Origin of the sequence: Fervidicola ferrireducens, assembly GCF_001562425.1 — a bacterium.
Classification (GTDB): Bacteria; Bacillota; Thermosediminibacteria; order Thermosediminibacterales; family Thermosediminibacteraceae; genus Fervidicola; species Fervidicola ferrireducens.
Genome location: NZ_LOED01000004.1, coordinates 17210 through 43862, shown reverse-complemented (window position 1 = coordinate 43862; position 26653 = coordinate 17210). Strand labels below are relative to the sequence as shown.

General features: G+C 38.7%; 34 protein-coding genes. All 34 read left to right on the top strand.

The features are described from left to right. Positions 1 to 12: 12 nt before the first annotated feature. The 34 genes from AN618_RS02795 (at position 13) to spoIIAA (ending at position 26642) form a co-directional block, all read left to right on the top strand. Entirely contained in the window at positions 13 to 474 is a 462-nt protein-coding gene (locus tag AN618_RS02795) for a CD1247 N-terminal domain-containing protein (RefSeq protein WP_066351808.1), read from the top strand. 99 nt (positions 475 to 573) lie between these two features. Beyond that, positions 574 to 1590, top strand: coding sequence for a stage III sporulation protein AA (gene spoIIIAA, locus AN618_RS02790; RefSeq protein ID WP_066351796.1), 1017 nt, complete (start codon positions 574 to 576; stop codon positions 1588 to 1590). Next, on the top strand, positions 1590 to 2108 hold the full coding sequence (gene spoIIIAB / locus AN618_RS02785; RefSeq protein ID WP_245628361.1) for a stage III sporulation protein SpoIIIAB: 519 nt from the start codon (positions 1590 to 1592) through the stop codon (positions 2106 to 2108). Before spoIIIAA ends, spoIIIAB begins: the two co-directional genes overlap by 1 nt. Positions 2109 to 2136: 28 nt before the next feature. Next, positions 2137 to 2334 (top strand): stage III sporulation protein AC, encoded by a 198-nt coding sequence (gene spoIIIAC / locus AN618_RS02780; RefSeq protein WP_066351790.1) that lies wholly within the window; start codon positions 2137 to 2139, stop codon positions 2332 to 2334. Between the two features lie 12 nt (positions 2335 to 2346). Continuing rightward, complete coding sequence (gene spoIIIAD, locus AN618_RS02775; RefSeq protein ID WP_066351788.1) at positions 2347 to 2733, top strand: stage III sporulation protein AD; 387 nt, start codon at positions 2347 to 2349, stop codon at positions 2731 to 2733. Between the two features lie 4 nt (positions 2734 to 2737). Continuing rightward, positions 2738 to 3895 carry a stage III sporulation protein AE gene (spoIIIAE, locus tag AN618_RS02770; protein ID WP_066351786.1) on the top strand — a complete coding sequence of 386 codons (1158 nt, stop codon included), beginning with the start codon at positions 2738 to 2740 and terminating at the stop codon, positions 3893 to 3895. A 4-nt stretch (positions 3896 to 3899) separates the two neighbouring features. Beyond that, the gene (spoIIIAF, locus tag AN618_RS02765) at positions 3900 to 4490 is read left to right on the top strand and encodes a stage III sporulation protein AF (RefSeq protein WP_066351784.1); all 591 of its coding nucleotides are present in this window, start codon (positions 3900 to 3902) and stop codon (positions 4488 to 4490) included. Next, a complete protein-coding gene (locus AN618_RS02760; RefSeq protein ID WP_066351782.1) occupies positions 4490 to 5089 on the top strand; it encodes a hypothetical protein in 600 nt (199 codons plus the stop codon). Before spoIIIAF ends, AN618_RS02760 begins: the two co-directional genes overlap by 1 nt. Before the next feature lie 17 nt (positions 5090 to 5106). After that, positions 5107 to 5646, top strand: a complete 540-nt coding sequence (locus AN618_RS02755; RefSeq protein WP_066351780.1) for a SpoIIIAH-like family protein — start codon at positions 5107 to 5109, stop codon at positions 5644 to 5646. A 92-nt stretch (positions 5647 to 5738) separates the two neighbouring features. Next, positions 5739 to 6116: an Asp23/Gls24 family envelope stress response protein gene (locus tag AN618_RS02750; protein WP_066351778.1), complete on the top strand. Its 378-nt coding sequence runs from the start codon at positions 5739 to 5741 to the stop codon at positions 6114 to 6116. 48 nt (positions 6117 to 6164) lie between these two features. Continuing rightward, positions 6165 to 6704: an alkaline shock response membrane anchor protein AmaP gene (amaP, locus tag AN618_RS02745; RefSeq protein ID WP_066351777.1), complete on the top strand. Its 540-nt coding sequence runs from the start codon at positions 6165 to 6167 to the stop codon at positions 6702 to 6704. Continuing rightward, the gene (locus tag AN618_RS02740; protein WP_342670459.1) at positions 6701 to 6925 is read left to right on the top strand and encodes a DUF2273 domain-containing protein; all 225 of its coding nucleotides are present in this window, start codon (positions 6701 to 6703) and stop codon (positions 6923 to 6925) included. Before amaP ends, AN618_RS02740 begins: the two co-directional genes overlap by 4 nt. Positions 6926 to 6940: 15 nt before the next feature. Continuing rightward, on the top strand, positions 6941 to 7363 hold the full coding sequence (gene nusB, locus AN618_RS02735; RefSeq protein ID WP_066351775.1) for a transcription antitermination factor NusB: 423 nt from the start codon (positions 6941 to 6943) through the stop codon (positions 7361 to 7363). 17 nt (positions 7364 to 7380) lie between these two features. Beyond that, on the top strand, positions 7381 to 8613 hold the full coding sequence (gene xseA / locus AN618_RS02730) for an exodeoxyribonuclease VII large subunit (protein WP_066351772.1): 1233 nt from the start codon (positions 7381 to 7383) through the stop codon (positions 8611 to 8613). Beyond that, positions 8600 to 8830: an exodeoxyribonuclease VII small subunit gene (locus tag AN618_RS02725; protein WP_066351771.1), complete on the top strand. Its 231-nt coding sequence runs from the start codon at positions 8600 to 8602 to the stop codon at positions 8828 to 8830. Before xseA ends, AN618_RS02725 begins: the two co-directional genes overlap by 14 nt. After that, positions 8821 to 9723, top strand: coding sequence for a polyprenyl synthetase family protein (locus tag AN618_RS02720; RefSeq protein WP_245628360.1), 903 nt, complete (start codon positions 8821 to 8823; stop codon positions 9721 to 9723). Before AN618_RS02725 ends, AN618_RS02720 begins: the two co-directional genes overlap by 10 nt. An 857-nt stretch (positions 9724 to 10580) precedes the next feature. Continuing rightward, positions 10581 to 11057, top strand: a complete 477-nt coding sequence (locus AN618_RS02710) for a hypothetical protein (RefSeq protein ID WP_245628359.1) — start codon at positions 10581 to 10583, stop codon at positions 11055 to 11057. 17 nt (positions 11058 to 11074) lie between these two features. Then, entirely contained in the window at positions 11075 to 11869 is a 795-nt protein-coding gene (locus AN618_RS02705) for a TlyA family RNA methyltransferase (protein ID WP_066351762.1), read from the top strand. Positions 11870 to 11898: 29 nt separating this feature from the next. Beyond that, positions 11899 to 12414 (top strand): hypothetical protein, encoded by a 516-nt coding sequence (locus AN618_RS02700; RefSeq protein WP_066351759.1) that lies wholly within the window; start codon positions 11899 to 11901, stop codon positions 12412 to 12414. After that, positions 12407 to 13267, top strand: a complete 861-nt coding sequence (locus AN618_RS02695) for an NAD(+)/NADH kinase (RefSeq protein ID WP_245628358.1) — start codon at positions 12407 to 12409, stop codon at positions 13265 to 13267. The genes AN618_RS02700 and AN618_RS02695 overlap by 8 nt, the downstream gene beginning before the upstream one ends. A 14-nt stretch (positions 13268 to 13281) precedes the next feature. Further along, positions 13282 to 13728, top strand: coding sequence for an arginine repressor (locus AN618_RS02690; RefSeq protein ID WP_083515006.1), 447 nt, complete (start codon positions 13282 to 13284; stop codon positions 13726 to 13728). Positions 13729 to 13744: 16 nt separating this feature from the next. Continuing rightward, entirely contained in the window at positions 13745 to 15475 is a 1731-nt protein-coding gene (gene recN / locus AN618_RS02685) for a DNA repair protein RecN (protein WP_066351752.1), read from the top strand. 118 nt (positions 15476 to 15593) lie between these two features. Next, positions 15594 to 16907, top strand: coding sequence for a SpoIVB peptidase (spoIVB, locus tag AN618_RS02680; RefSeq protein ID WP_066351957.1), 1314 nt, complete (start codon positions 15594 to 15596; stop codon positions 16905 to 16907). A gap of 83 nt (positions 16908 to 16990) precedes the next feature. Next, positions 16991 to 17776: a sporulation transcription factor Spo0A gene (gene spo0A, locus AN618_RS02675; protein ID WP_066351750.1), complete on the top strand. Its 786-nt coding sequence runs from the start codon at positions 16991 to 16993 to the stop codon at positions 17774 to 17776. A 168-nt stretch (positions 17777 to 17944) separates the two neighbouring features. Continuing rightward, positions 17945 to 19078, top strand: a complete 1134-nt coding sequence (gene steA / locus AN618_RS02670) for a putative cytokinetic ring protein SteA (RefSeq protein WP_066351749.1) — start codon at positions 17945 to 17947, stop codon at positions 19076 to 19078. A gap of 12 nt (positions 19079 to 19090) precedes the next feature. Next, the gene (locus AN618_RS02665) at positions 19091 to 19720 is read left to right on the top strand and encodes a copper transporter (protein ID WP_066351747.1); all 630 of its coding nucleotides are present in this window, start codon (positions 19091 to 19093) and stop codon (positions 19718 to 19720) included. A 32-nt stretch (positions 19721 to 19752) separates the two neighbouring features. After that, positions 19753 to 20523: an MraY family glycosyltransferase gene (locus tag AN618_RS02660; RefSeq protein ID WP_157081605.1), complete on the top strand. Its 771-nt coding sequence runs from the start codon at positions 19753 to 19755 to the stop codon at positions 20521 to 20523. A gap of 19 nt (positions 20524 to 20542) precedes the next feature. After that, complete coding sequence (locus AN618_RS02655) at positions 20543 to 21691, top strand: DUF3866 family protein (RefSeq protein WP_066351742.1); 1149 nt, start codon at positions 20543 to 20545, stop codon at positions 21689 to 21691. Continuing rightward, positions 21634 to 22176 (top strand): NUDIX domain-containing protein, encoded by a 543-nt coding sequence (locus AN618_RS02650; RefSeq protein WP_066351731.1) that lies wholly within the window; start codon positions 21634 to 21636, stop codon positions 22174 to 22176. Before AN618_RS02655 ends, AN618_RS02650 begins: the two co-directional genes overlap by 58 nt. Then, positions 22177 to 23349, top strand: coding sequence for an endonuclease Q family protein (locus AN618_RS02645; protein ID WP_066351727.1), 1173 nt, complete (start codon positions 22177 to 22179; stop codon positions 23347 to 23349). It begins immediately after the preceding gene. Positions 23350 to 23445: 96 nt separating this feature from the next. Next, entirely contained in the window at positions 23446 to 24039 is a 594-nt protein-coding gene (spoIIM, locus tag AN618_RS02640; RefSeq protein ID WP_245628367.1) for a stage II sporulation protein M, read from the top strand. A 46-nt stretch (positions 24040 to 24085) separates the two neighbouring features. After that, a complete protein-coding gene (xerD, locus tag AN618_RS02635) occupies positions 24086 to 24973 on the top strand; it encodes a site-specific tyrosine recombinase XerD (protein WP_066351956.1) in 888 nt (295 codons plus the stop codon). 55 nt (positions 24974 to 25028) lie between these two features. Further along, positions 25029 to 26204: a D-alanyl-D-alanine carboxypeptidase family protein gene (locus tag AN618_RS02630; RefSeq protein ID WP_245628356.1), complete on the top strand. Its 1176-nt coding sequence runs from the start codon at positions 25029 to 25031 to the stop codon at positions 26202 to 26204. A gap of 102 nt (positions 26205 to 26306) precedes the next feature. Further along, a complete protein-coding gene (gene spoIIAA, locus AN618_RS02625) occupies positions 26307 to 26642 on the top strand; it encodes an anti-sigma F factor antagonist (protein WP_066351723.1) in 336 nt (111 codons plus the stop codon). Positions 26643 to 26653: the final 11 nt, after the last annotated feature.

Below are 26653 nucleotides of genomic sequence, written 5' to 3'. Positions count from 1 at the left end.
GGAGGAAATAAAATGGATAATTTAAAGTCGAGGGTTTCATACCTCAAAGGATTGGCCGATGGACTGGGCCTGGATGAGTCCAAAGAAAAACGACTGTTAATAGAAATAGTAAAAGTAATGGAAGAAATGGCCGAAGCAATTGATGACCTGAGGGCGTTTTCTGAAGCTACTCAGGAATATGTGGAAAGCATCGATGAAGATCTAGGCCAGCTGGAACATGATTTTTATGGCGATGAAGATTCAGACGATGATTTCGACGAAGATTATGAGGAAGATTACGACGATGAATATGAAGACGATTACGAAGAAGATTACGATGAAGATGAATACGATGACCTCGATGAGGATTTGCGAGAAATCGAGTGTCCCAAGTGCCATGAAATCATATTCATAGACGAGGATCTGATTGATGAAGAAGGAAAAACTGAATGTCCAAACTGCAAGGCGGAAATAAGAGTGGAAAATAACGATTGAAGGTTAAAAGAGGGTAAAAAAGCCCTCTTTTTTTTTATGTTTTTCCAGTCATATTGCCTGGATTTAGAAAATATAAATTAAAAGAGGAGGGACAAGAGGTTGCAAAGACGAGGAGAGCAAAACTTTCTAGAAAAATTAGAAAAACACATATCACCTATACTTCCCTCGACTATAAGGACCGCATTTTTTAAATTGCCGCCCGAAAAATTGGAAAAGGTAGAGGAGATCCGACTGCGTCGGAGCAAACCACTTATGGTGGTCGAAGGAAGAACTGACTACATGGTAACGCCCGATGGCTCAACCACTGAGGATCCAAAGAGTGCTTATATTGTAACCGACAACGACGCAGAAAAGACTTTCCAATTGATTAGCCAAAGTTCTATCTATGCATGGGAAGACGAGATAAAAAACGGCTACATTACCTTGAAAGGGGGCCATCGGGTAGGGATTGTCGGAAAAGTGGTGATGGAAGCAGAGAGAATCAAAACTATAAAGCATGTATCCGGATTCAATATAAGAATAGCAAGGCAAATTTTGGGAGCTGCCGACGAAACAATTCCATTCGTAATAAATGAAAAAGGCGAATTTTTAAATACAATGATAATATCGCCGCCCAAAGCGGGTAAAACAACTTTGCTAAGGGATTTAATCAGGCAGCTTAGTTCCGGGAGTTCCAAACTAGGCTCTAAAGGTTTTAAAATCGGAGTAGTAGATGAGCGGTCTGAAATAGCCTGTTGTTATGAAGGAGTGCCTCAGAATGATGTAGGCATACGTACAGACGTACTTGACGGGTGCCCGAAAGCGCGAGGTATTATGATGCTTTTAAGGTCTATGTCTCCAGAAATAATAGCTACCGACGAGATTGGAAGGCCTGAAGATGTGGAAGCTTTGGAAGAGGCAATAAATGCCGGCGTCAAACTTTTAACGACTGCCCACGGCACGGATTTAGAAGATTTGAAAAGAAGGCCCACCATACGGAAGTTGATAGAAAACCAATTCTTCGATAGGTACCTGATTTTGGGGTTTAGCAACGGAATAGGCACTTTAGAAAAGGTGGTTGAAGGAAAAGATTTTCGAATTATCTACGACAGAAATGAAAAGGGGGAAGTTAAATAATGTTAAAGTTGGTGGGAAGTGCATTGGTGATTTTTTCGTGCACTATGATAGGTCTTATTATGGCGGGATATTACCAACACAGACCTAAAGCTCTGCGAAATTTTCAAACGGCCTTATCCATGCTCGAAACGGAGATTGATTACGGTCAATCCCCCCTTCCTGAGGCCTTAAACAACGTAAGCAAAAGATGTGATCCAACAATCTCTATGTTTTTAAGGAAGGTCCGTCAACTTTTACTTTCAATGGAAGGATATACGGCATCGGAGGCCTGGGAAATTTCCCTGAATGAGTTCAAATCTCAAATTCCGCTCAACGATTCTGATTTTGAAATACTGACTTCTTTTGGCAAATATCTCGGTTCCTCGGATAAGGAAGATCAGATAAGAAATTTAAAGTTGACCCTGTCTCAGTTAAAGCAGCAAGAAAATTTAGCTGTAGAAGAAAAAAATAAAAACGAAAAATTATGGAAATATTTAGGAGTCTTAACCGGTCTGACGCTGGTCCTTTTGTTGTATTAATTCAGATTATCTTGAGAGGTGTCATCGAATGGACGTAGACGTTCTATTTAAGATAGCGGGGATTGGGATAGTAATCTCTATTTTGAGCAAAGTCCTTGATGAAGCTGGAAGAAAGGAACAGGCCCAAATGACTACTCTTGTAGGTGTGGTAATAGTACTTATGATGGTCATTCAGCTGATAAGCCGCCTTTTTGACAATGTAAAATCAATGTTCCACTTATATTGAGGAGATGGAGGCATGGAGATTATCCAAATTGTAGGAATTGGCCTGATGGCAGCGGTTTTCGTAGTGTTATTGAGAGAAGAAAGACCAGAAATGGCCTTGCAGATTAGCATAATCGCAGGCACCATAGTTTTTCTTTTGATGCTCAATAAAATTGCTTCGGCCTTAAGTCTTCTTCAAAACATGGCAGCGAGGGCAAACATAGATTTTATCTTTTTAAATACGATACTAAAAATTATAGGTATTGCCTATGTGGCCGAATTTGGAGCTCAGATTTGCAGGGATGCCGGTTCTTCCTCTATAGCGACAAAAATCGAATTTGCCGCAAAAATTATAATAATGCTTCTTTCGATACCGATCCTCATGGCGGTGCTTGAACTTTTGCTGAAAATTCTTCCCTGAAAAGGTGATCGCTTTGAAAAAATTTTTACTTTGCCTTTTGGTAGTTTTGCTGATAACTTCACCATTGTCTTTGGCTGCCGATGATATAGAAAATCAACTGGAAGATCTTAACATTGAGGAAATTGACGATTTTATAAACGACTTCAACCGGGAATACGGCAGTTATTTTCCTTTAGGTGATTTAAAAGACCTTATAAATTCTCTAAGGAAGAATCAAAAAATCGATTTTAAGTCTTTGTTCGAAGGGATTATGCGGTATGTATTTCATGAAATTACCGCAAATTACAGTTTACTTGTAAAATTAATAGCACTTTCTGTGATATGCGCTGTTTTAAAAAATCTTCATCACGGGTTTGAAAAAGATAATATAGGGAAAATGGCTTACAGTGCGGTTTTATTCGTTTTGGTGATAATAGCTATTCAGAGCTTTACAATTGCCATCGAAACGGGACAAGAAGCGATAAATAAAATGGTTTCTTTTGTGCAAGCCATAATGCCCACAGTATTTACGCTACTTGCTGCAGTGGGAGGAATGACTTCCGTAAGTGTCTTTAATCCTCTCATTTTCATGGGTATTACTGCTGCAAGCACGTGGATTAAAGACATAATCCTGCCTGTTATTTTTTTCATCTCGGTTTTGAGCTTGGTGAATAATATTACCGACAGTTTTCACGTTTCCCAGCTCGCCCATCTTTTGAGGCAGGTATGCGTATTTTTGATGGGGCTCTTCTTGAGCGTTTTTTTGGGCATCATGGTAGTCCAGGGAGCAACGGCTGCTACTGTTGACGGGATAACTATAAGAATGGCAAAATTCGCATCGAAAAATTTTATGCCCATCGTTGGAGGTATATTTTCCGATGCCTTAGACGCAGTAGTCGGCTATTCGCTTATATTGAAGAACGCAATAGGATTAATTGGATTGTTGACATTATTTCTCATAACAATTTTTCCTGTGATAAAAATCCTGTCGATTATTTTCATATACCGTTTGAGTGCTGCAATAATACAGCCTGTTGGTGAAGATTCAATAGTAAAATGCTTAAATGACATAGGCAATTCGTTGACCTTGATATTTATTTCGGTTGCATCGGTAGCGATGATGTTCTTCATAGCTATAACAATTGTGTTAGCTTCAGGAAATTTATCGATTATGTTGAGGTGATGTTGTGGTTGCCAATTTGAGTTCATGGATTAAACAGATAATTATGGTAGCAATGTTTACGTTGTTTGTGGATTTGTTCATGCCTGATAACGACTTGCGGAAATATATAAAAGTGATCTTAGGGATAATCGTGATGATTGCTATATTGAATCCGATAATTTCGCTTCTGAATGCCGATACATTTTTTGCCGGTGTACAGCTAGAAGCGGGGGGATACCTTGACGAGAACTCAATTTCTAGGCAAGCAGAAAAATTAAAACAAAAAAATATGGAAATGGCACTGGAATTGTATGAGAAAGAACTCGAGGAAAGAATTGTTCGACAGCTAAGACAACTTACTTTTCTTGAGGTTTCCAAAACAGATGTTAAAGTAGAACAAGATGGGAGTATTAAAGAAATTCACCTCGTAATTAAAAAAAATTCTCCTCAACCCAAAAAGAATGTGGAGAAAGTATTTGTAAGTCTAGATTCGCATCTTAGCAGTACTTCGAAAACTAATTTTGAAAAAGATGAAATCAAAAAATTAAAAGAGTATTTGAGTGCTTTCTACGAAATTCCCGAAACAAACATTTCAGTAGAAGTGGAGGGAAATTAATGGAAAGTGAAATGATAAAAAATTTTATGAACTTATTCAAAAAAAATAAAAATAAATCTCTTAATTTTTTAATAAGTATAGGATTGATGGGACTCTTAATGCTTTCTTTTGCCAAAATTACATCGCAAGAAAAATCGTTAGACAGTACAGGAGTCAGTTCCATTGAGTCCATAGATAATTCAGGTATAGATACCGACCCTCAACTTTTTCAATCAGAGATGGAAAAAAGACTAGAGCAAATTTTGTCTCAAATAGAAGGTGCAGGAAGGGTGGAAGTTATGATTACCCTTGAAAGCGAGGGATATATTGAACCCGCCTTTAACTCGGTTGATAATAAAAGAGTTACCGAGGAAAACGATGGCGAAGGAGGTGTCAGGACTATAACAGAACTTCAGGCAAACAAGCAAATAGTCCTGCTCAACAAAGGCGGCAAAGAAGAACCTCTCCTCGTAAAAAAAGTGACACCTACGGTAAAGGGAGTTTTAATAGTGGCTGACGGAGGAGATTCCTCTGAAACCGTAGATAGGATAACAAAAGCCACATCTACTTTGCTGGGTATTCCTCTTTACAAAATTAAAGTTTTGCCATTTTCGAAATGAATGGGAGGGAAAAGCCGATGATTTTGTTTAAACGTAAGACTTTGCTTATAAGTTTTTTTATAGTCTTGTTGGTATTTTCAATGTACCTGATGATGTCCGGAAATTACCCCAAAGTAATTTACAGAGATACCAACGTTCCTGATGCTGAAGAAGTTTCCACCTTAAATCCTCCTGATAGTGAATCGGTAAGTGCAAAAAATGGTAGCGAAAAAGACTTTTTCGTCGATTACCGACTAGAGAGGGACCGCTTGAGGAGTCAGGAAGCCGATTATTTGCGCGAAATCATAAACAACCCCAATGCAAGCCAGGAATCTAAGGAAAAAGCTCAAAAAGACCTCATTGCATTGGCTGAAAAAGTAGAAAAAGAAATGAACGTAGAAAACCTGATTAAAGCGAAAGGGTTTGAAGATGCTGTCATAATTCTTTCAGGGGATTCAGCTAATGTTATAGTAAAATCGGAAGGTCTTTCTACGAAGGAAGTGGCGCAGATTACGGATATAGTAACTCGAACTACAGGACTTTCTATGGAAAAAATTACCATTGTAGAGAGAAAGTAATTGATGTAATTGTAATTTCTTCTGATTTTTGTTATAATTTAATCGTTCCTTCGGTCAAAGTTTACTATAGCTGAAATTGGAGGGTGTTTTTAATGGAACCTACTAACGGAAAAGGCTCTGTAAAGATAACCGACGAAGTAGTTAGCATAATAGCCGGTCTTGCAGCAACGGAAGTTGAAGGAGTCGCCGGTATGAGCGGGGGTTTGGCAGGCGGAATAGCCGAAATGCTGGGTCGCAAAAATCTGTCGAAAGGCGTAAAGGTTCAGGTCGGAGAAAAAGAGGTGGTCGTGGATATATACATAATTGTGAATTACGGCGTTCGTATTCCCGAAGTGGCGTGGAAGGTTCAGGAAAACGTAAAAAAAGCCATCGAAAACATGACCGGGCTTACGGTGGCGGAAGTAAACATTCACGTGCAGGGTGTAAATTTTGGCCAGCCATCGAAGGAAAGTGATACAAAGGCGAAATAAAACCCCCTATTTTAGGGGGTTAATTTTCCATTTGAAAGGGGTATTTTGATGAGATTATTTGAGCGGGTAATTGTGTTTTTTATTTGCGTAGCCATGGTCGTAGTTTCCGCGCTTGCTATATTATTTTCACTTAAAGTTTTTTCACTGGATTATTTTTGGACAAGATTGGTATACTTTTATGGGCGCTGGGAAATGGGTACCGTGGCCGGAATATTTTTGGTCGGCAGTATCTTGATTTTACTTTCCGGTTTTAGAAACAGAAAAATTCCAGAAAGCGTGATAAATAACGGTGAAATGGGAAGTGTTAGCATTTCTTTCAACGCAGTCGAAAATTTAATCCTTAAGGCTGCTAACAACGTTGAAAGATTGAAAGACGTGAAGGTGAAATTGAAACCTCGAGAGGATTCCCTTTCTATAATTCTCAAGGTGACGGTGGCTCCCGACACCAATATTCCGGAACTTACTTCTGAATTGCAAAGGGTGGTAAAAGATTACGTAGAGTCTATGGCAGGAATTACAGTCAGGGAAATAAAGGTTAAGGTTGAAAATATCGCAATTCCTCAAAAACAGAAAAGCAGTAAGGGGTGAGAATTGTGGACTTTTTTTGGGAATTATGGGAGCATCACAGGGGTAAACTCATAGGTGCTATTATAGGATTTGGAATAGGTCTTTTAATATTAGTTTTCGGATTCATAAAAGCCATTTTTCTTGTTTTTTGCGCTTTTTTAGGGTATTATATTGGCAAACACATAGATAAAAAGGAAGGATTGAGGGATATTCTTGATAAAATTTTACCACCAGGCAGGTAAAGGAGTGCAGTACACTTGAGCAGAAAACTTGCAAGAGAATTATGTTTTAAAATACTTTTTGCCATAGATGCCGGAGGAAATACCATAGATGAAGCTTTTAAAATTGCGGTAGACAAACCTTTGAACGAAGATGCGAAAGTATTCATACTTAATGAGGTTAATGGAGTACTTGAAAGAAAAGAACAAATAGATGATATAATCGATGATTACTCTATAGACTGGAGGCTGGAACGCCTTAATGTGGCAGACCGAAACATACTGAGAATAGCCATATACGAGATGTTCTTTTGTGATGATATCCCTTTGAGCGTTTCTATTAACGAGGCGGTAGAAATTGCTAAAAAATATGGGGATGCAAAATCTCCCAAGTTTGTAAACGGAGTGTTAGGCGCGGTGGCTAGGGATATGGAAAGGTTGCGACCGAAATTTTCTGTTTAACTCTGGAGGAAGACGTTATGCATGGGCCTGTCCTCACGGTCAGCGAGCTGACCGGAATGATAAAATATTTGTTTGATTCCAACGAAATATTAAGGCAGGTTTATGTTCGGGGCGAAATTTCAAATTTTAAGTACCACCTTTCAGGTCACTTATATTTTGTTTTAAAAGATGAAAAGGCTCAAATCCGTTGTGTAATGTTTAAAAACCGAAGCATTTTATTGCCTTTCATGCCGGAAAACGGAATGAAAGTAATTGCTTTTGGCTACGTTACAGTGTACGAAAGAAACGGAGAATATCAGTTATACGTCGACGATATGCAGCCCGACGGAATAGGGGCACTTTATTTGGCTTACGAAAAATTGAAGGAAAAATTGAAAAAAGAGGGCCTATTTGATGTAAGTTCCAAAAAACCTATTCCTTTCTTACCCAAAAATATAGGGATTATAACTTCTCTAAACGGTGCGGTCATAAGAGACTTGCTAACGGTTATACGGCGAAGGTATCCAAATGTGAATATTCTGATAGCTCCGGTATCGGTTCAAGGGAAACAAGCTGCCGATGAAATTTGCGAGGCGATAAAGGACCTAAATAAGATAGGAAATCTAGATGTGATAATCCTGGGCCGTGGGGGAGGCTCGATAGAAGAACTGTGGACTTTTAACGAAGAAAAAGTGGCTCGGGCGATATATGGTTCTAGGATCCCGATAATTTCGGCAGTGGGTCATGAAACCGATTACACTATAGCCGATTTCGTTGCAGACAAAAGGGCACCTACGCCTTCAGCAGCGGGGGAAATGGTAGTCCCGGAAAAAAGACAACTACTTTCGGAAATAACACAAAGAAAGAAAAGATTAATAGCTGCTGTTTGTGCGCTGATTAATTCAAGAAAGCAGGAAATTGAATACATAAAAAGATCTGTCGTATTTAAAAAACTTCGCTCGGAGATAGACAATAACCGGATTTTAATGGATTCTCTAATGAAAAGACTTGTAAGAGAAATTGTAAATCATGTGACAAATAAAAAAACCGATTTGAAATTTTTGGCAGGAAGGCTTAATATTTTAAGTCCCTTAGCAGTATTGGAGAGGGGATACAGTATATGTCAGAAGATGGACGACTTTAAAATAGTGACAAGAATAGAAGATGTGAAGGTTGGACAGAAAATCAAAATAATCGTTTTAAACGGTTACTTGCTTTGTTGTGTAAAAAGTAAGGAGAAAAAAGGAGAGAAAAGTGATGCCGGAATATAAATACGAGGAAGCGATTGCCCGCCTTGAAGAGATTATTGAAAAGCTAGAACAAGGCAACCTCTCTTTGGAGGAGTCGTTGTCGCTTTTTGAAGAAGGAATTAAACTTACAAAAATTTGCACGAAAATCTTGGATGAGGCAGAAGGACGCGTGCAGGTTTTAATAAAAGATTTGAATGGCCAGATAGATTTCAAAGATTTTGATGGAGGGTGTATCTAGAATTGCAAAGTTTTGAAATGGAATTAAAAGAAATGGGGAAAATAATAGAAAAAGCTCTGGATAACTACCTGCCAAAATCCAATGAATATCCGTCAAAAATTCATGAAGCCATGCGCTACAGCACCTTCAATGGTGGAAAGAGGATAAGACCGATTTTAACGATAAAAGCAGCGGAATTGTTCGAACTGCCGGGCGAAAAAGTGTTGCCGACTGCGTGCGGAATAGAAATGATACATACCTATTCCCTTATCCACGACGACTTGCCAGTAATGGATAACGACGATTTCCGAAGGGGAAAACCCACTTGCCATAAAGTCTTCGGAGATGCCATAGCGTTGTTGGCCGGAGATGCTTTGCTGACCTTAGCATTCAGAACTATAGCTAAAAATGCTGAAATTGAAGGTATATCATTGAGAGCGGTGATAGAAGTTATAGATAGAATATCTTTGGCCTCCGGAAGTTTGGGTATGATTGGAGGTCAAACCGTGGATATTTTGTCGCAAGGTATTGACATCGATGAAAATACTTTGTTTTATATGGATAACCATAAAACCGGTTGTCTTATCAGGGCGTCTTTGTGGTCGGGAGCAAGGTTGGCGGAAGCTCCGGCGTCAGACCTGGATAAATTAGACAAGCTGGGAGAAAAAATCGGTCTTATATTTCAAATAGTCGATGACCTTCTAGACGTGCATGGGGATGAAAAAAAACTAGGAAAGCCCATAGGAAGCGATGTGAGGAACAAGAAAAATACTTTCTTGAGTATTTACGGGTATGAAAAATCAAAAAAGTTGGTGAAGGTTCTTTCCGACGAGTCAAAAGAAATAGCGAGCGAATTTAAAAACAGTAGATTTTTTATGCAGTTAATCGATTTTCTAGTAGAAAGGCAGTATTAATCGTTTAATTGATTTTAGCTAGATGCAAAGAATCAAGGCGCGATTTGAACCGCATGAATTATTTTTGTTATAATATACTCGGGTAATACACTCGGTGTTTTAGGTGGAACAGGTGGTGCAGTATTCTAGTCGAAGTCCTCTTCTCTGAAGACGGGGCTAAAAATCCGTCGAGGGCACATCGATGAAGTTCCTTGTGCTGGCTTCCGACGCCCAGTCGGGGGTTGGTGCAGGGAGTAAGGGAGTGGGGCAACCTGCAAAGGCATGCAGGCGCGACCCTACTCCCGTGGAGACCTAAGTGCGTGATGGAAGGCTAAAAGCCTTCTGTTACGGCTTGGGGCGTGAACCTGCATCCGATACAAACCGTGTTGGGTGCAGTGTAGCCTGCCTTGAGCGGGAAGGGTGGAAAAAGGGAAAACCGCATTTAAACTGGCCATTTAAATGCGGCCTAATTACCTTTGAAACCCTTGCTGCAAAAGAGGCTAGGAGAAGGTGGACTTCGGTGAGGAAAACTCCTAGACTGTTCCGAAAGGAAGTGAACTGAGGATTGCAGTGCGGTCTAAGTGGCAATCCAGCCCTGCCTTTGGCGACAAGGCAGAGAGGGGCTTAAAGGGGAACCGCCTTTTCCGGCGACGGGAGGTGCTTCTCTGGGAAATCCTGCTGGACCTAAGCCGCAAAATTTACTCAGTTCACTACCTCCTGTTCCACCTCGTTTGAGGTGAATTTTTTTGAGTAAAAACAATAACAAAAAAAGCACGTGCAAAAAAAATAACGGAGGACCAAAAGCTACTTGGATACATAAAGTTGTGATATTGACTTTTGGACTTTCCGTTTTTTTTAGCTTTATTTCGGAAACATTAATGGATAAGTTGAACTTAATCCTCTCATTTTTTATTTTGTCCTGCATAGTGTTCATAGGGATAATATTTGATATCATAGGAATTGCGGTTACCTCTGCTGACGAGACACCTTTTCATGCCATGGCGGCTCATAAAATTCCGGGAGGAAAAGAAGGGGTACGGCTGATAAGAAATGCCGATGTGGTGTCAAACTTCTGCAATGACGTCATCGGCGATATTTCGGGAATAATAAGCGGTGCAGCCGGTGCCGCTATAGTAGCAAAAATAATTTCTGGCAAAAATGACGTCTCGGATATAATAATTAGCACTTTAATTGCCGGCATGATTTCAACAATTACGGTAGGTGGAAAGGCCTTAGGCAAAAGCATCGCCATAAAAAAATCCAAGGAAATCGTTTATAAGGTCGCGTATTTTCTCTATTTGTTAAAAATACGTTTCGGGATTGAATTGTTTCCCAAAAAATCCGGTAAGTACTGACTTGAGGTGAAAAAAATTTGCAAAAAGAAAGGTTAGATGTTTTATTGGTGCAAAGGGGCCTCTTTCCGAGCAGGGAAAGGGCAAAATCTGAGATTATGATGGGGAATGTGTTTGTAAACAATACGAGGGTGGATAAACCTGGAACTCTCGTTGATATAAATTCTGAAATAATAATTAAAGAAAAGTCTTTGCCTTATGTGAGCAGGGGTGGATTGAAACTAAAAAAAGCTTTGAGTGTGTTCCCGATTGTTGTAAAGGATAAAATTGCCTTGGATGCAGGGGCTTCGACTGGTGGATTTACCGACTGCCTTTTAAAAGAGGGAGCCTCTAAAGTTTATGCGGTTGACGTCGGATACGGGCAATTAGACCTTTCCCTTAGAAACGACCCGAGGGTAGTAAACATTGAACGAAAAAATGTACGTTACCTCAGTTTTGAGGATATAGGCGAACTCGTTGATATAATTGCGGCTGACCTTTCCTTTATATCTTTATCCAAAGTTTTTGAACCTCTTTTTAAACTTCTAAAAGAAGATGGGGACTTTATAGCCCTTATAAAGCCGCAATTTGAAGTTGGAAGGGAAGAGGTAAAAAACGGCGTTGTTCGCGATAGAAAATTGCATGAGAAGGCAATCACCCAGGTGATTGAATCGGCGAAATCCATTGGATTGTTTTGTTGCGGATTGACGTTTTCTCCGATAAAGGGCCCTAAAGGGAATATAGAATTTTTGTCGTGGTTCAGAAAGATTCCGAACAATAATTCTGAAACCGACATTGTGAAAGTCGTCGAAGAAGCCCATAGAGCACTAAATTAATCAAAAAGCCAAAGAGGTTTTATTTATTTATGAAAGAGTACATCGGTATATTATTGATCGTTACAGGTATTTTCCTGGGAATATGGTGTTTAAAATTTTATCAAAAAACAACTTTACGGCGTCGGAGGAAAAAAGCTCGAATTTGCGAGAAAAAAGCAATTGATTTGCTAAAAAAGTACGGTTTTGATATATTAGATGTACAGAAAAGCGCTTCTTACTTTATTTTTATCAACGGAAAACCTAAAGAAATTAAGGTTAGGGCCGATGTGATAGTAAAAAAAGGTCGCAAAGTCTATGTAGCAGAAGTAAAATCCGGAAAAACTTCTCCTTTGCTGAATGTGCCGGCTACGAGGAGACAACTTCTTGAATATTATCTTGTATACAAACCTGCCGGCCTTCTGTTGGTGGATATGGAGCAGGAAAAGATAAAAACCATAGAGTATTCCATTTTGAAAAAAGATTATTCCAAATTACGCTATATTTTTTATGCTCTAGGAATTTTTTTTGTCGGTTTTTTACTTGGTTTTTTGACTAGAGGTGAATGAATTGCAAAGAATAGGTCTTTTCCTGAATCTTTGTAAAAATAATGCATTAAGTGTGGCGACATCTCTTGTACAATGGCTAAAAGAAAATAATTATGATGTATTTACTGAATCGTCTATCGTAAATAAGCTCGGTCTTCCCGTAGAATCTAATAATTTAGAAGAATTGGCAAAAAATATCGAACTTGCTATAACCCTCGGCGGAGACGGTACTTTGCTTAACGTAGCGCGCAAGCTGGCTCCCTATGATATCCCTATTCTCGGGATAAACCTGGGACATTTAGGATTCCTTACTGAAATAGAAGTGCCTGATTTGTACAGCGACTTAGAACTTCTAAAGAGGGGGAAGTTCTACATAGATAAAAGAATGATGATTGAGGCGAAAGTTTTCAGAGAAGAAAAATTCGTAAAAAATTTTTTGGCTCTAAATGACGTTGTAGTCACAAAAGGCCCTTTCGCCAGACTGATAAGATTGAAAACATCAGTTAACAATGCTTACGTAGATACATTTAATGCAGATGGCCTCATAATTGCCACTCCTACCGGTTCAACGGCGTACTCTCTTTCCGCAGGCGGACCTTTGGTCGATCCCAACGTCGAAGTTCTGCTTCTGACTCCCATATGTCCCCATACTCTTCAAAACCGTTCGATGATAATTTCTCCCAATGATTCCATTACCGTTCAAGTAGTCGCAGAGCACCAGGAGATAATGCTTACAGCGGACGGACAACTGGGATACCGTCTGCAGCCTTATGATAAAGTGGTCGTGAAAAAATCGCAGTATTACGCCAAACTGGTGCGCATTAAAAGCAGGAGTTTTTACGATATTTTGAGAAAAAAACTTAGAGAGCAATAAAGGAGGTGTACTGTTTGAAGGCGAAAAGACACATGAAGATAAGAGAGATTATCAGAGAAAAGCCGATAGAAACTCAAGAGGAACTGGCAGAAGAACTGAGAAAATGCGGGTTTAATGTTACTCAGGCCACCGTATCTCGAGATATAAAGGAATTAAGACTCGTCAAAGTTTTAAGGGACAATAACCGTTATTGTTATTCGGAACCTGACAAAACTGTAGTCGTCTCGGACAAACTGGTGAGGATGTTTAGAGAGTCTATAGTGAAAATTGATTCATCGGAAAACATTGTGGTAGTGAAAACTCTATCGGGCACCGCTCAAGCAGCTGCTGCCGCTATAGATGGTTTGAACTGGGAAGAAATAGTAGGAACGGTTGCCGGTGATGATACCATATTAGTTGTGGCACGCTCCAAATCTGCAGTAAAGAGTATTATGGAAAAACTTGAAAATCTTATAAAATGAGCCCGGGAGGCGCAATATGCTTCTTAAATTGATAGTAAAAGATTTTGCGTTGATAGACGATGTAGAAATAGAATTCAAAGAGGGGCTGAACGTTTTAACGGGAGAAACGGGTGCAGGTAAATCTATAATAATAGATGCAATAGGAATGATTCTTGGAGAAAGGGCATCTAGTGAATATGTAAGAGCGGGTAAAGAATTTTCGGTAATAGAAGCCATATTTGAATACGACAATACAATAATCGACAACATCCTGGCAGAAATGGGTATTGAACAAGAAGATAATCTTTTAATAATTTCACGCAAAATTACCCAACAAGGTAAGAATTATTGCAGAATAAACGGAACTAGCGTACCTGTTTCAACTTTAAAAAGCATAGGCAAGTATTTGGTGGACATTCACGGTCAGCACCAACACCAATCCCTCTTAAATCCAGAAAAACATTTAGAAATGTTAGACCTTTTGGGCGGAGAAGAGATACAAGAGAAAAAAGATAAGGTACGAAGTTTGTATAAAAAAATTCTCGATACAGAAAATAAACTTAAGGATCTTATCAAAGCTCGAGATGAATTTTTGAAATATAAAGAACAATTACAATTTGAAGTTGATGAGCTGGAAAAAGCCCAATTAAAACCTGGAGAAGATTCGATATTGGAAAGAGAGCTCGAAATTCTCGAGCATTCGGACAAAATTTTAAGGTCTCTTAGTTTCAGCCTTCTAACTCTTTACGAAGGAGACGAAAATAATCCTGCTGTTATAGACAATGTGGCAAAAGTAATCAACGTATTAGAAGAAGTGGTCGACTACTTTTCGCCTATAAAAAAGGATTTGGATAGCTTAAGAAATATTTTATACGAATTGGAAGATGTAGTTTCTGATTTGAGAGATCATTCAAAAACAATAGATTTTGAACCGGGAAAGCTAGACGAAATACAAGCAAGGATTTCCTTTTTGAACAGACTAAAGAGCAAGTACAACAAGAGCATCGACGAATTAATCAAATATAAAGAGCAAGCTGCTTCTAAATTGGACGAAGCCTTGAATATAGATGAAGAGATAATAAAGTTGGAAAATTCCCTAGAAATACTCAAGCAAGATTATATAAAGAGCGCTCTGGAACTGCACGAATTAAGAAAAACTATCGCCTCAACATTTGAAAAAAATATTTCAAAAGAATTGAAAGATCTGGGAATGAAGGATGTAAAATTTTCGGTAGACATAAATTGGATAGAATCGGAAGAAGGAGTGGAGGTAAAAAATAAAACCGTCAAAATAGGCGAGAGAGGATTGGATACGGTGGAATTTTTGATTTCCACGAATCCGGGAGAGCCGTTAAAACCTCTCGCTAAAATTGTATCCGGCGGTGAAGCTTCACGCATTTTGCTGGCTTTAAAAAGCATCCTTGCTCAGATAGACAACATTCCTTGTTTGATTTTCGATGAAATAGATGTGGGTATTGGCGGAAGAATGTCCCAGATAGTAGGAGAAAAATTATTCAAAATATCGCGTAACCATCAGGTACTCTGCGTCACCCATTCACCTCAAATAGCCAGCCTGGGGGATGCGCATTTTTGTATAAACAAAATATCTAATAACGACAGAACATTTACAACGGTTAAGGAAATAAAAGGCGAGGAGAGAATTAAGGAAATTTCAAGGATGTTAGGCGGAACTGAAATTACTGACAAGACAATTGCACATGCAAAAGAAATGCTTGAAATGGCCGAGAAAATAAAAAGAAAATATTAAAAAAATGAAAAGCCCCTTTTTTGGGGTTTTTTATTTTTTTCTTCCAGTATTAAAAGAAGCGAACCGGGTTATCTTAATTTTCAGGCCCGGTTTTTTCATTTTTACAGGAGGAGTGAAAGTGGTGGTTACGAACAATAGGAAAATTGTAGGCATTCTATTAGCAGTTCTTATAACGCTTCTATCATTTTCTCCACAATTTTCAGCATTATACAGGTTTCCTGATAAAGTCAAGATAATAGAAGGCAAGGAACATGTAATAGACATTGGAATACCTCTTAAATTCCAACTTTTTACAAAAACACGAAATTCTTTAACGATTAACGGTAGCAGCTTGCAAGATAAAATTTCTGTAAACTTAGGAAATCCCCTGTCCATTAGGTCGAGTCGTTTAGGAACGTACGATCTGGAGTTTCGATTGTTCGGAATTATCCCTGTAAAAAAGATGAAATTAGAAGTATTGCCCGAAATAAAAGTTGTACCAGGAGGACATTCTATAGGAGTAAAATTGAGGCCAAATGGAGTAATTGTTGTGGGAATTGCTTCAGTCGTTGACGAACAAGGAAAGGCGTATTATCCTGCTAAAAATGCAGGAATTCAAGTTGGTGATACCGTTATTTTGGTAAACGGCCAAAAGATTTATACTGCTGATGATCTAGCGGAGATTATAAATAGAGATGAAGACAAAGTAATAGACTTAACTGTAAAAAGAAATGACAAAACTTTCAATACACGATTGTCCGCGGTAAAAAATAATCATGGCATTTATCAAATAGGACTTTGGGTGCGGGATATCGCTGCTGGCGTCGGTACCCTTACCTTTTATGATCCCAAGTCTGGGTACTACGGTGCTTTGGGGCATATCATATCAGATTCAGACACAGGCAAGGTCGTCGAAGTTGGTCAGGGAGAAATTATTAGAGCGAGCATAACTAACGTGGTGCCGGCCAAGAAAAACGTCCCGGGCGAAAAAAGGGGAGTTTTTGTGGAAGAAGAGGACGTAATCGGCAATATTTTAATTAATACGCCATTTGGCATATTTGGAAAGACGTACAAACCGGTTATAAATCCACTTTTTGGAGAAATTCCAGTGGCTCTTTCAAGTTACGCCCACGAAGGGAAGGCCCAAATCCTGACTGTTATCGATGGTGAAAAGATAGAAAAATTTGATATAGAAATTCAAAAGATTATAAAACAGGACTATCCTAGTACCAAAGGAATGATAATAAAAATAACCGATCCGCGCCTATTAGAAAAAGCTGGCGGAATTGTCCAGGGAATGAGCGGAAGCCCAATAATTCAGGATGGTTGCCTTATCGGAGCGGTAACTCACGTTTTCGTGAATGATCCGACGCGAGGTTACGGAGTTTTTGCCGAATGGATGATAGAAGAGATATCAAAATTAAAAAGTGAACGACAAGTATATAAATATTAAAACATTTTATGGAATTTCAGGAGGATAATACCACTAATTGTCGAATATATCAAAATAGAGAATTTTATAGGGGGGTCAGCAAGATGGGCGACAGGAAAAAAATACTTTTAGCAGACGACAACAAAGAATTTTGCGATCTTCTGGAAGAATTTTTCTCAACGCAGGAGGATTTGGAAGTAGTAGGTAAGGCTCATAACGGACTAGAAGTCCTGGAAAAAGTTCAAGAGTTAAATCCAGACGTGGTTGTTCTTGATATAATTATGCCTAATCTTGATGGACTGGGCGTAATCGAAAAATTAACAAATTTCGATAAAAAACCCAGAATTATTGTCCTCTCCGCGGTAGGGCAGGATAAAATCACCCAGAGAGCCATAAATTTAGGCGCCGATTATTACGTAGTCAAGCCCTTCGATTTAAAAATTCTGGTGGAGCGCATACGTGAGCTGGACGCGGGAAGTGTAGTGCAAAAATCTATAAAGAGTACAAACACTCAAACTTCGAAGCGCAAGGATACCAATCTGGAAATGGAAATAACCAATATAATACATGAAATTGGGATTCCGGCGCACATTAAAGGTTACTTTTACTTAAGAGAAGCTATTGCCATGGTGGTAAACAACGTTGAACTGTTGGGAGCCGTAACCAAAGTGCTTTATCCGACCATAGCAAAAAAATACAATACCACACCGAGCAGGGTTGAAAGGGCGATAAGACATGCTATTGAAGTGGCATGGAACAGAGGTTGTGTAGAAACCATTAACAGTCTCTTCGGCTATACCGTTCAAAAGGACAAAGGAAAGCCCACGAATTCGGAGTTCATAGCTATGATTTCGGATAAGATAAGAATGGAACAAAAAGCCATATCTTGAGGGTTTGCAGGTCACAAACGCCTCTTGTTAGTTGGATAGAAACTAACGGGAGGTGTTTTATTTATTGTTATTATGTTGGAGAACTGGCGTGTTATAAAATGAATTTAGTGGAAATAATAAGAACAGGTTAACTGCAAATAGTTAATCATATTGAGAGGAAACCACAAAATGGCTGAATTCATTGTGGGAAGAGCTGTTGTTGATAAGAAAACAAAAAGATTAATACAGCGTGCAAAGCCGGGAGATATAGCTGTCCTTTGTCATAAAGATATTGATGAGGTAGCAGCTCTGCAACTTATAAAATCTAAAGTGAAAGGGATTATTAATTTTCAACCTTCCATTAGTGGGCGATTTTTGAATCAAGGCCCTGAAATACTTGTTAACTCCGGGAAGGTTGTGGTAGATGTTTGTCAGGACGGATTATTTGATATGATACATGAAGGAGATTTGATTAAGATCAAAAACAATGGGGAGATAATAGTAAACGAAAAATTTTTCTGCAAGGGATTAGTTTTAAATAAAGAATTTATCAAATCCAAATATGAGGAAGCAAAGGCTAATTATGAAAAAGAAATAGAAAGATTTGCCATTAACACTCTTGAATACATCAAACGCGAAAAAAAAATTTTATCATCGGATTATGCTGTACCTATGCTCAAAACCGATATGCGTAAAAAACATGTCATGGTCGTGGTGCGGGGTAAAGATTACCGGGAAGATATTTTGGCATTAAAGTCGTACATAGAAGAAATAAAGCCGGTTCTTATAGGAGTGGATGGGGGAGCCGATGCTTTATTAGAATTCGGTTTGAAACCGGACATTATAGTTGGCGATATGGATAGTATAAGCGATAAAGGATTAAAGTGCGGTGCGGAAATAGTAGTGCATGCTTACCCGGACGGCAGAGCACCGGGACTTGAACGAGTAAAACGACTAGGCCTTGAGTATAAGATTATGGCAGTTACCGGAACAAGTGAAGATGTGGCATTGCTTCTGGCTTATCACAGCGGCGCTGACTTGATAGTAACGGTAGGTACTCACACAAACGTAATAGATTTTTTAGAAAAAGGACGGCAGGGAATGGCTAGTACTTTTTTGGTACGGCTCAAAGTGGGGCATATTCTAATAGACGCTAAAGGTGTTAACAAACTTTACCGGAGTAGAATAAAAAGCAATTATTTAGCCGCCTTGCTAGCAGCAGCTTTTTTTCCGCTTTTAATAATCAGTGCCTCTTCTCCCGTAGCCAAACACTTAATCAGACTTCTAATCATTAAGGTAAGGATGATGATTGGCTTTTTGTAGAGGTGATTCTCTTTGTACAATTTCAAACACGTAACCATACTGCTGATTGCAGTATTTATTTCTCTGGGTATAGGTATAGCAGTGGGTTTTACAGCCAATAGCGATAAACTGTTGATAAAGCAGCAAAAAGCAATAATAGATCAGCTAGAAAAGAGTTACAATATCATGAAAGAAAGTAACAGGATGAAGGATAAACAGTTAAAGTCGCTTATCGAAAAGCAAAACAAAGATTATGAATTTCTGGAACAAAATTTTGAAACATTACTAAAAGGAAGTCTTGAAGGAAAGAAAGGAACTATACTACAACTTGGAAATAAAGGCGACCTAACGGAAGTCATAAAGTGCCTTGAAGATGCAGGAGCTATTGTGCAGAACACCACAGTTTTAAACGATTATGAAAAAGAAGGAGAAGCTGAAACGATAAATTTTCATGACTTTGTTGTAATCGTAAGGACTGACGAAAATTTAAATCCCAATTCTATAGCAAAAAGAATAAGTGATATAAAGCCCGTTGCCATTGTCCAAACTTCTAATTTACCGCGATTGGACATAACAACCGGTAAAAAATTGCTTTATATCGATAACATAGACACAATAATTGGAAAATACAGATTGATAGTCTGGTTAATAAATAATTCCTGAGGTGTTTAACTTTGGCATTGACCTTTTTGTCATTGATAACGACTATAGTTTTTCTTGAGAATTTTCGCACGTGGGAGCGTGCAGTCAAAAAAGTAAATTACAGGAATAAGGAAATAATTACTGCTGGCGGAGTGGTTTTTGTCATCATATTGATCCTGATGAACGTTTACTCGGCTTTTTACTGGGACGATACGGATTTTCTCGAATACACAATGTTATCTGCCGCATGCATAGGTTTTTCGGGTTTGCTGGACGATATATACGGAACCAACGCAGTCAAAGGTTTAAAGGGACATTTTTCTGAACTATTACGAGGTAAGATAACGACCGGAAACGTAAAGGCTATAATGGGGTTGAGTATAGCCTGTTTTTTATCCATGAAAAAAAACGAATTTTGGCCAGAGATATTTATTGATACGTTAATTATTGCTCTTTCCACTAATTTATTAAACCTGATGGATTTGAGACCCGGCAGAGCCTGTAGGTTTTTCTTGTTTTCTATAGCTTTAATGTTTTTATATTTTCTACACGAAGGCTCCACTAATTTAATATATTATTTTATGCCGCTTGTTGCATCGGTTTTGGTCTTTTTGTTTTATGACTCCAGAGAATTATTGATGATGGGAGATGTAGGGTCTAATGTGTTAGGTATATGCCTCGGAATGATGATATCATGGGGGAGTTCTTTTTACGTAAAGATAGGAGTATTGTCTTTTTTGATTGGAATACACCTCGTTGCAGAATTCTATTCAATCAGCGAGATTTTAGAAAGGATAATTTCGTTTAGGAAAAAAACTTTATGATTTATTAAGGGGAAATTATATGATAAGATTAAGGAAGGGAAAGGTTTTAGAAGTTTTAGAGGAACAAGCGGGACTACAAGAACTTTTGGTTGAGGTGGAGGGTGAAAAAAATAAGGCAATAAATTATACGGTGCTCACAGGCTATTGCAAAAAAGGCGATGAAGTAGTACTAAATACTACGGCAGTTTTTTTAAACCTCGGAAGCGGAGGTTATCATTTCGTCATTTATAATTGCTCGGTCGAAAATCTTGATATCGAAAAAAAAGGCCATATAATGAAGCTAAGGTACACCCCCTTTCAAATAAAAACTTGGAGTGCAGAAGAAAGCACCAATCCTTTGGCTGAAAAACTGTCAAACACCGTATCGCTTTCAGGTATGCCGGTGGTAGTGGGAACGCTCCACAGCATGTTGGCTCCAGCTTGTGCAGGAATAAAGAAAAATTCTAAAAACCTTAAGGTAGCATATGTGATGACCGATGGGGGGGCCCTCCCTCTTTTTTTGAGCCGCATTGTAAGGGAATTGAAAGAAAAAAAGCTCATAGATTTGACCGTTACCACCGGACACGCCTTCGGAGGTGACCTGGAAACAGTGAATATTTATTCGGGTTTATTATCGGCAAAAGCTTCTGGATGCGACGTGGCAGTAGTTACGATGGGGCCCGGCATAGTCGGAACCGGTACAAAATACGGTCATACAGGCCTGGAACAAGGAGAAATAGTCAATGCGGTCAATATACTTAATGGAATCGCTGTGGTAATACCACGAATAAGTTTCGAAGACAAAAGAAAGAGGCATTACGGAGTGAGCCATCATACGATTACATCGCTTCGGGAAATTGCTTTAAAGAAAGCTTTTGTAGTAATCCCAAAGATGGAAAAAGAAAAACTCGATGAGGTAATGAATCAGCTGAAAAGTTGCGGGATTCACCGAAAACACCGTATAGTAATTGAAGACGGCATTGAAGGCATAAGTGTTTTAAAATCGTTAGGCATCGAGCTTGAGACTATGGGGAGAGATTTTGAACAGGACAGTGAATTTTTCTTGGCGGCAAGTGCCGCCGGTAATTTTGCATCCAAACTCGTCATGAATAAGGGAGGGGGCTGGAGGCAGTGGATTTTTTCGAAGCTACAATCAATACGAAATATATTTTTTCAGGTAAGATATTGAAATTAAGATTGGACGAAGTTAAACTTCCTGATGGCAAATTTTCAACGCGGGAAATAGTTGAACATCCGGGAGCGGTTGCAATTGTCCCTATAGATGAGGATAAAAACGTAATAATGGTTCGACAATACCGAAAACCGGTGGAGGAAATGCTCTTAGAAATACCGGCAGGCAAACTCGAAGTAAATGAAGATGTTAACATTTGCGCTCAAAGAGAGCTATTGGAAGAAACGGGCTATAAAGCCAAAAAATTGATACATATAATGGACTTTTATACCACTCCTGGTTTTTCAAACGAGAAGATGTCCCTCTTTTTAGCATTTGGACTCGAGGAAGCCGAAAGCAAAGCCGATGAAGATGAATTCATAAAAAAAGAGAAAATACCCATAGAGAAGGCTATGGATATGGTTAAAAATGGAGAAATAAAAGATGCGAAAACGATGGTGGGACTTTTAGTGTCCCAAATGTTTTTGCAAGGGGAATTCTAAATGGAATATTTCGCAGATTTGCACATACATATAGGTCAATCCTGCAATAGACCCGTAAAGGTGGCTGCTTCTCGTCAGCTGACTTTAGATGCTATCTTAAAAACATGCATCGATGTTAAAGGCATAAACATCATCGGACTGGTCGACTGCGCATCGCCTTTTGTCCTCAACGAAATAGAAGAAAAGATTAAATCGGGAGAATTGGAAGAATTATCGAAAGGCGGTTTATCCTATCATGGTAAGTTGACAGTGATTCTAGGGGCAGAAATAGAGACGCAGGAGGAAAAAGGCGTTGCTCACAGTGTAGCGTATTTCCCAGGTTTTAAACAGATGGAGGAATTTTCGAATATATTACAAAAATACATAACAAATATCTACCTTAGTTCTCAAAGAGCGTCGTTGAATGCACGTGAACTGCTATATATAGTAAGAAATTTAGGAGGAAAACTTGTACCTGCTCACGTATTTACCCCTTTTAAAAGTTTTTATGGGAGTTGTTACGATAGGATTTCATCAGCTTTTGAAGAACATTTCGATGAAATATCCACGGTAGAATTGGGTTTGAGCGCCGATTCGGATTTGGCAGACAGAATAAGAGAATTATCCGCAAAAAAGTTCGTAACGAATTCCGATGCCCATTCCTTAGATAACATTGGAAGAGAATATAATAAAATTAAGCTCAACAACCCGGATTTTGAAAGCTTGTTTGAAGCCATTGGAGGAAGAACTCCGAACAATGAGATAATTGCCAACTACGGATTAGATCCAAGGTTGGGTAAATATCACAGGACTTTCTGCCTTTTTTGTAACTATATAGCAGATGCAGAACCACCCGTTATGAGTTGTCCTCGTTGTTCGAGCGATAAAGTAATAATAGGAGTATTAGATAGGATTACATTGATTGCCGATTTTAAAGAAACTGTGCATCCTCAAGGGCGACCGCCGTATTATTACAACGTGCCCCTCAAATTCATTCCAGGTATTGGGAAGAAAACGGCAGAAAGGTTGATAAAAGCTTTTGGCAGCGAAATTAATGTAATGCACTACGCCACTTTTGAGGAACTGAAAGGTGAAGTAGGCACTGCGATTGCAGAAAAAATAATTGCAGCGAGGGCCGGGACTTTGAAGCTGAAAGCGGGCGGAGGGGGCATTTATGGAAAGATAATATCGTGAGCAAGTTATATTGATACTCCTCCCGGCATAATATTTTATAGGTGGACGGGGAGGAGATATTCTTTGAATTACTTTATTTTAAAAATAGCAAATTATATGAAACAGAATATAGGCTATTACTTGCTAGTAGTCCTTATACTGGTATCGGGCATCGTTTTAGGGAGCTTTTCTGTGGGATTGCTTTCGGATGCACAAAAGCAGGAACTTCTAAATTATGTTGAATTATTTTTTTCTAACGTGAGGAATGTAAATATAGATTCTTCAGTAGTATTTTATACATCGGTTCTCAACAACCTCAAGACGGCTCTTGTTATAAGCCTCGCCGGCCTCTTTGTTATAAGCTTTCCATTAATACCCGCAGTCATCTTTTTCAGGGGGTATATTTTAGGTTTTACAGTAGGATTCTTAGCATCTGAATTCGGAATTAAAGGGTGCATTTTTGCTGCATTTTCAATACTTCCTCAGAATATCATTATAATACCGGTGATCCTTTCCATTGGAGTTACAGGAATTTGTTTTGCAGCTGCAGTAATCAAAAATAGGAAGAGGATGGATAAAAGAGAATATTTGAATATGACTGCAAGTTATGTGCTATTGAATTTGGGATTTTGCTTATTTCTAATCCTGGCGGGTTTAATAGAAGGGTATATTTCTCCGGTATTTATTAAACTTTTTTCAACGTACATCTAAAAGGGAAATCAATTTTTTTATGGAATTTATTATACTGGTGATAATGATGGAAGAAATGATAAGGCAATTTTTAAATTTTATAAGTGTTGAAAAAGGCCTTGCGCCCAATACTATTGAATCATATCACAGAGATTTACAAAACTATCTGCGTTTCTTAAAATCGCAAAATATCACAGATTTTAAGTTCACATCAAAAACGACGATAATTTCTTACCTTTTGCTCATGCAAAAAAGCGGAAAGGCCAGCAGCAGCATCTCGCGGGCTTGCGCAGCAATAAAATCGTTTTATCATTTTCTTATGCGTGAACGTTATATAGACGAAGACCCTACTATTAACTTGGATACTCCAAAACTGGAAAAAAAACTTCCAAGAGTTTTAACAGTAGAAGAGGTTGAAAGACTTTTAGACCAACCGGATATCAGGGATCCGCTTGGATTTAGGGATAAAACGATGCTGGAATTGTTATATTCTACTGGCATAAGAGTCTCGGAATTAATCTCATTGACTACAGAAGACATTAATCTGGATATGGGGTTTTTGCGTTGTACCGGTAAAGGTTCAAAAGAAAGAATAGTTCCAATAGGATCCTTTGCTGTAACCTACTTGAAAGAATATGTTAATAACGTGAGAAGGCTTCTGATAAAGGACAAAAATACCGATATTCTTTTCGTGAACCATTTGGGCAAAGCGTTAACTAGACAAGGTTTTTGGAAAATAATAAAAAAATACGCTCGAATGGCTGGAATCAATAAAGAAATAACTCCTCATACCCTTCGACATTCGTTCGCAACCCACCTTATTGAAAACGGCGCAGATTTAAGAGCGGTTCAGGAAATGTTAGGTCACGCGGATATATCTACAACCCAGATTTATACACATTTGACAAAAACCCGCATAAAAGAAGTATATGATAAAACACACCCCAGAGCTTAACTGAATAACATTCCTCCCTGAGGGATAACATATAACCGAAGGGAGGAAGCTTTTTATGATGTCGAGTTTAAATAATAAAAGGAAAAGGGCTATATTATGCTTTTTAATATTAATTTTTTCAATTGCCAACAACGCGAATTTGTATGCCCAGCCTTATCCTGATATCAAATCTTCTTCGGCGGTGCTGATAGACGCGCAAAGCGGTACTGTGTTGTATGAAAAGAACGCCCATGAGAGGATGGAGCCGGCGAGCATTACAAAAATAATGACTCTCCTTGTGGCTTTTGATGCCATAGCTCAGGGAAAAGCAAACCTTAAAGATAAGGTCAAAATAAGCGAAAGGGTGTGGAAAACCGGCGGCAGTCAGGTCTTTTTGGGACCGGGTGAAGAGCAGACGCTGGAAAGTTTGATGAAATGTATAACAATAGCCTCGGCCAATGATGCGTCGGTTGCCGTGGCCGAATATATAGGAGGAAGTGTGGAAGGATTTGTAAAGTTAATGAACGAAAAGGCAAAGTCTCTTGGAATGAATAACACACATTTTTCCAACCCCCACGGCTTACCAGATCCCAATAATTATTCTACCGCTTATGATATTGCTATAATGAGCAGGGAGCTAGTCAAGTATCCGAAATTCTTTGAATGGTCTACTGTATGGGTCGACTATTTAGAACATACCGATAAAAAACGCGAGCCTACAATGCTGGCGAATACTAATAAGCTCCTGGGGAAATATGAAGGATTAGATGGTTTAAAAACTGGTTTTCACGCAAAGGCCGGATATTGTTTCGCCGGGACGGCCAAACGAGGGAATTTGCGGTTGATATCGGTTGTGTTAAATTCGCCTACTTCAAATGATCGCTTTGAAGACACCAAGAAGCTTTTAGATTATGGTTTTGGAAAATACGATTCGATACAAGTTGCAAAAAAGAATGAAGTTTTAGTCCAGTTACCGGTGGAAAAAGGAATAAAAAAACAGGTAGATATTATAGCGTCTCGCGACCTCAATATATTGGTTGAAAGAGGCAAAGAGAATGCTATTGGTACCAAATTGGAAATACCGGATAGATTGAAAGCTCCCCTTTCAGCGGGACAGAGGATAGGAAAATTAATCGCGGAAAAAGACGGTAAAGTCGTAGGAGAAGTAGATCTAGTGACTTCGGAGGGAATCGAAAAGGCAGGTTTATTTTATATATTCAGAAAACTTATCGGGAACTTGTTCGATTTTTAAACGCACTTCGTGCGTTTTTTTATTTTTAGCAGGAATTTCCTAAAATTTGTAGAAATTATACTTGTTCCCGATGCAACTTATATTGTGGGGGTATGGAACTAAATGGGGGTAACTTTTAAAGTTTATAACGACATTTTAATTGTAAATTTAAAGGGAGAACTGGACCATCATATGGCGCGGATAGTAAACGAAAAGCTGGATGAATATTTAATGCGACAGACTTTTAAAAAGATATTATTTAACTTCAAGCATGTAAATTTTATGGATAGTTCCGGGGTAGGGATGTTAATAGGAAGATATAAATCCTTTCAAAAAATTGGGGGTAAAGTGGGTGCAGTAAACTTAGGTAAACAAGTAAGGCGAATTTTTGAGATTTCGGGTCTTTTCAATATAATCCCTTGCTACAACGATGAAATAGAAGCTAGTGAAAAAATGTAGGGAGTGATTAT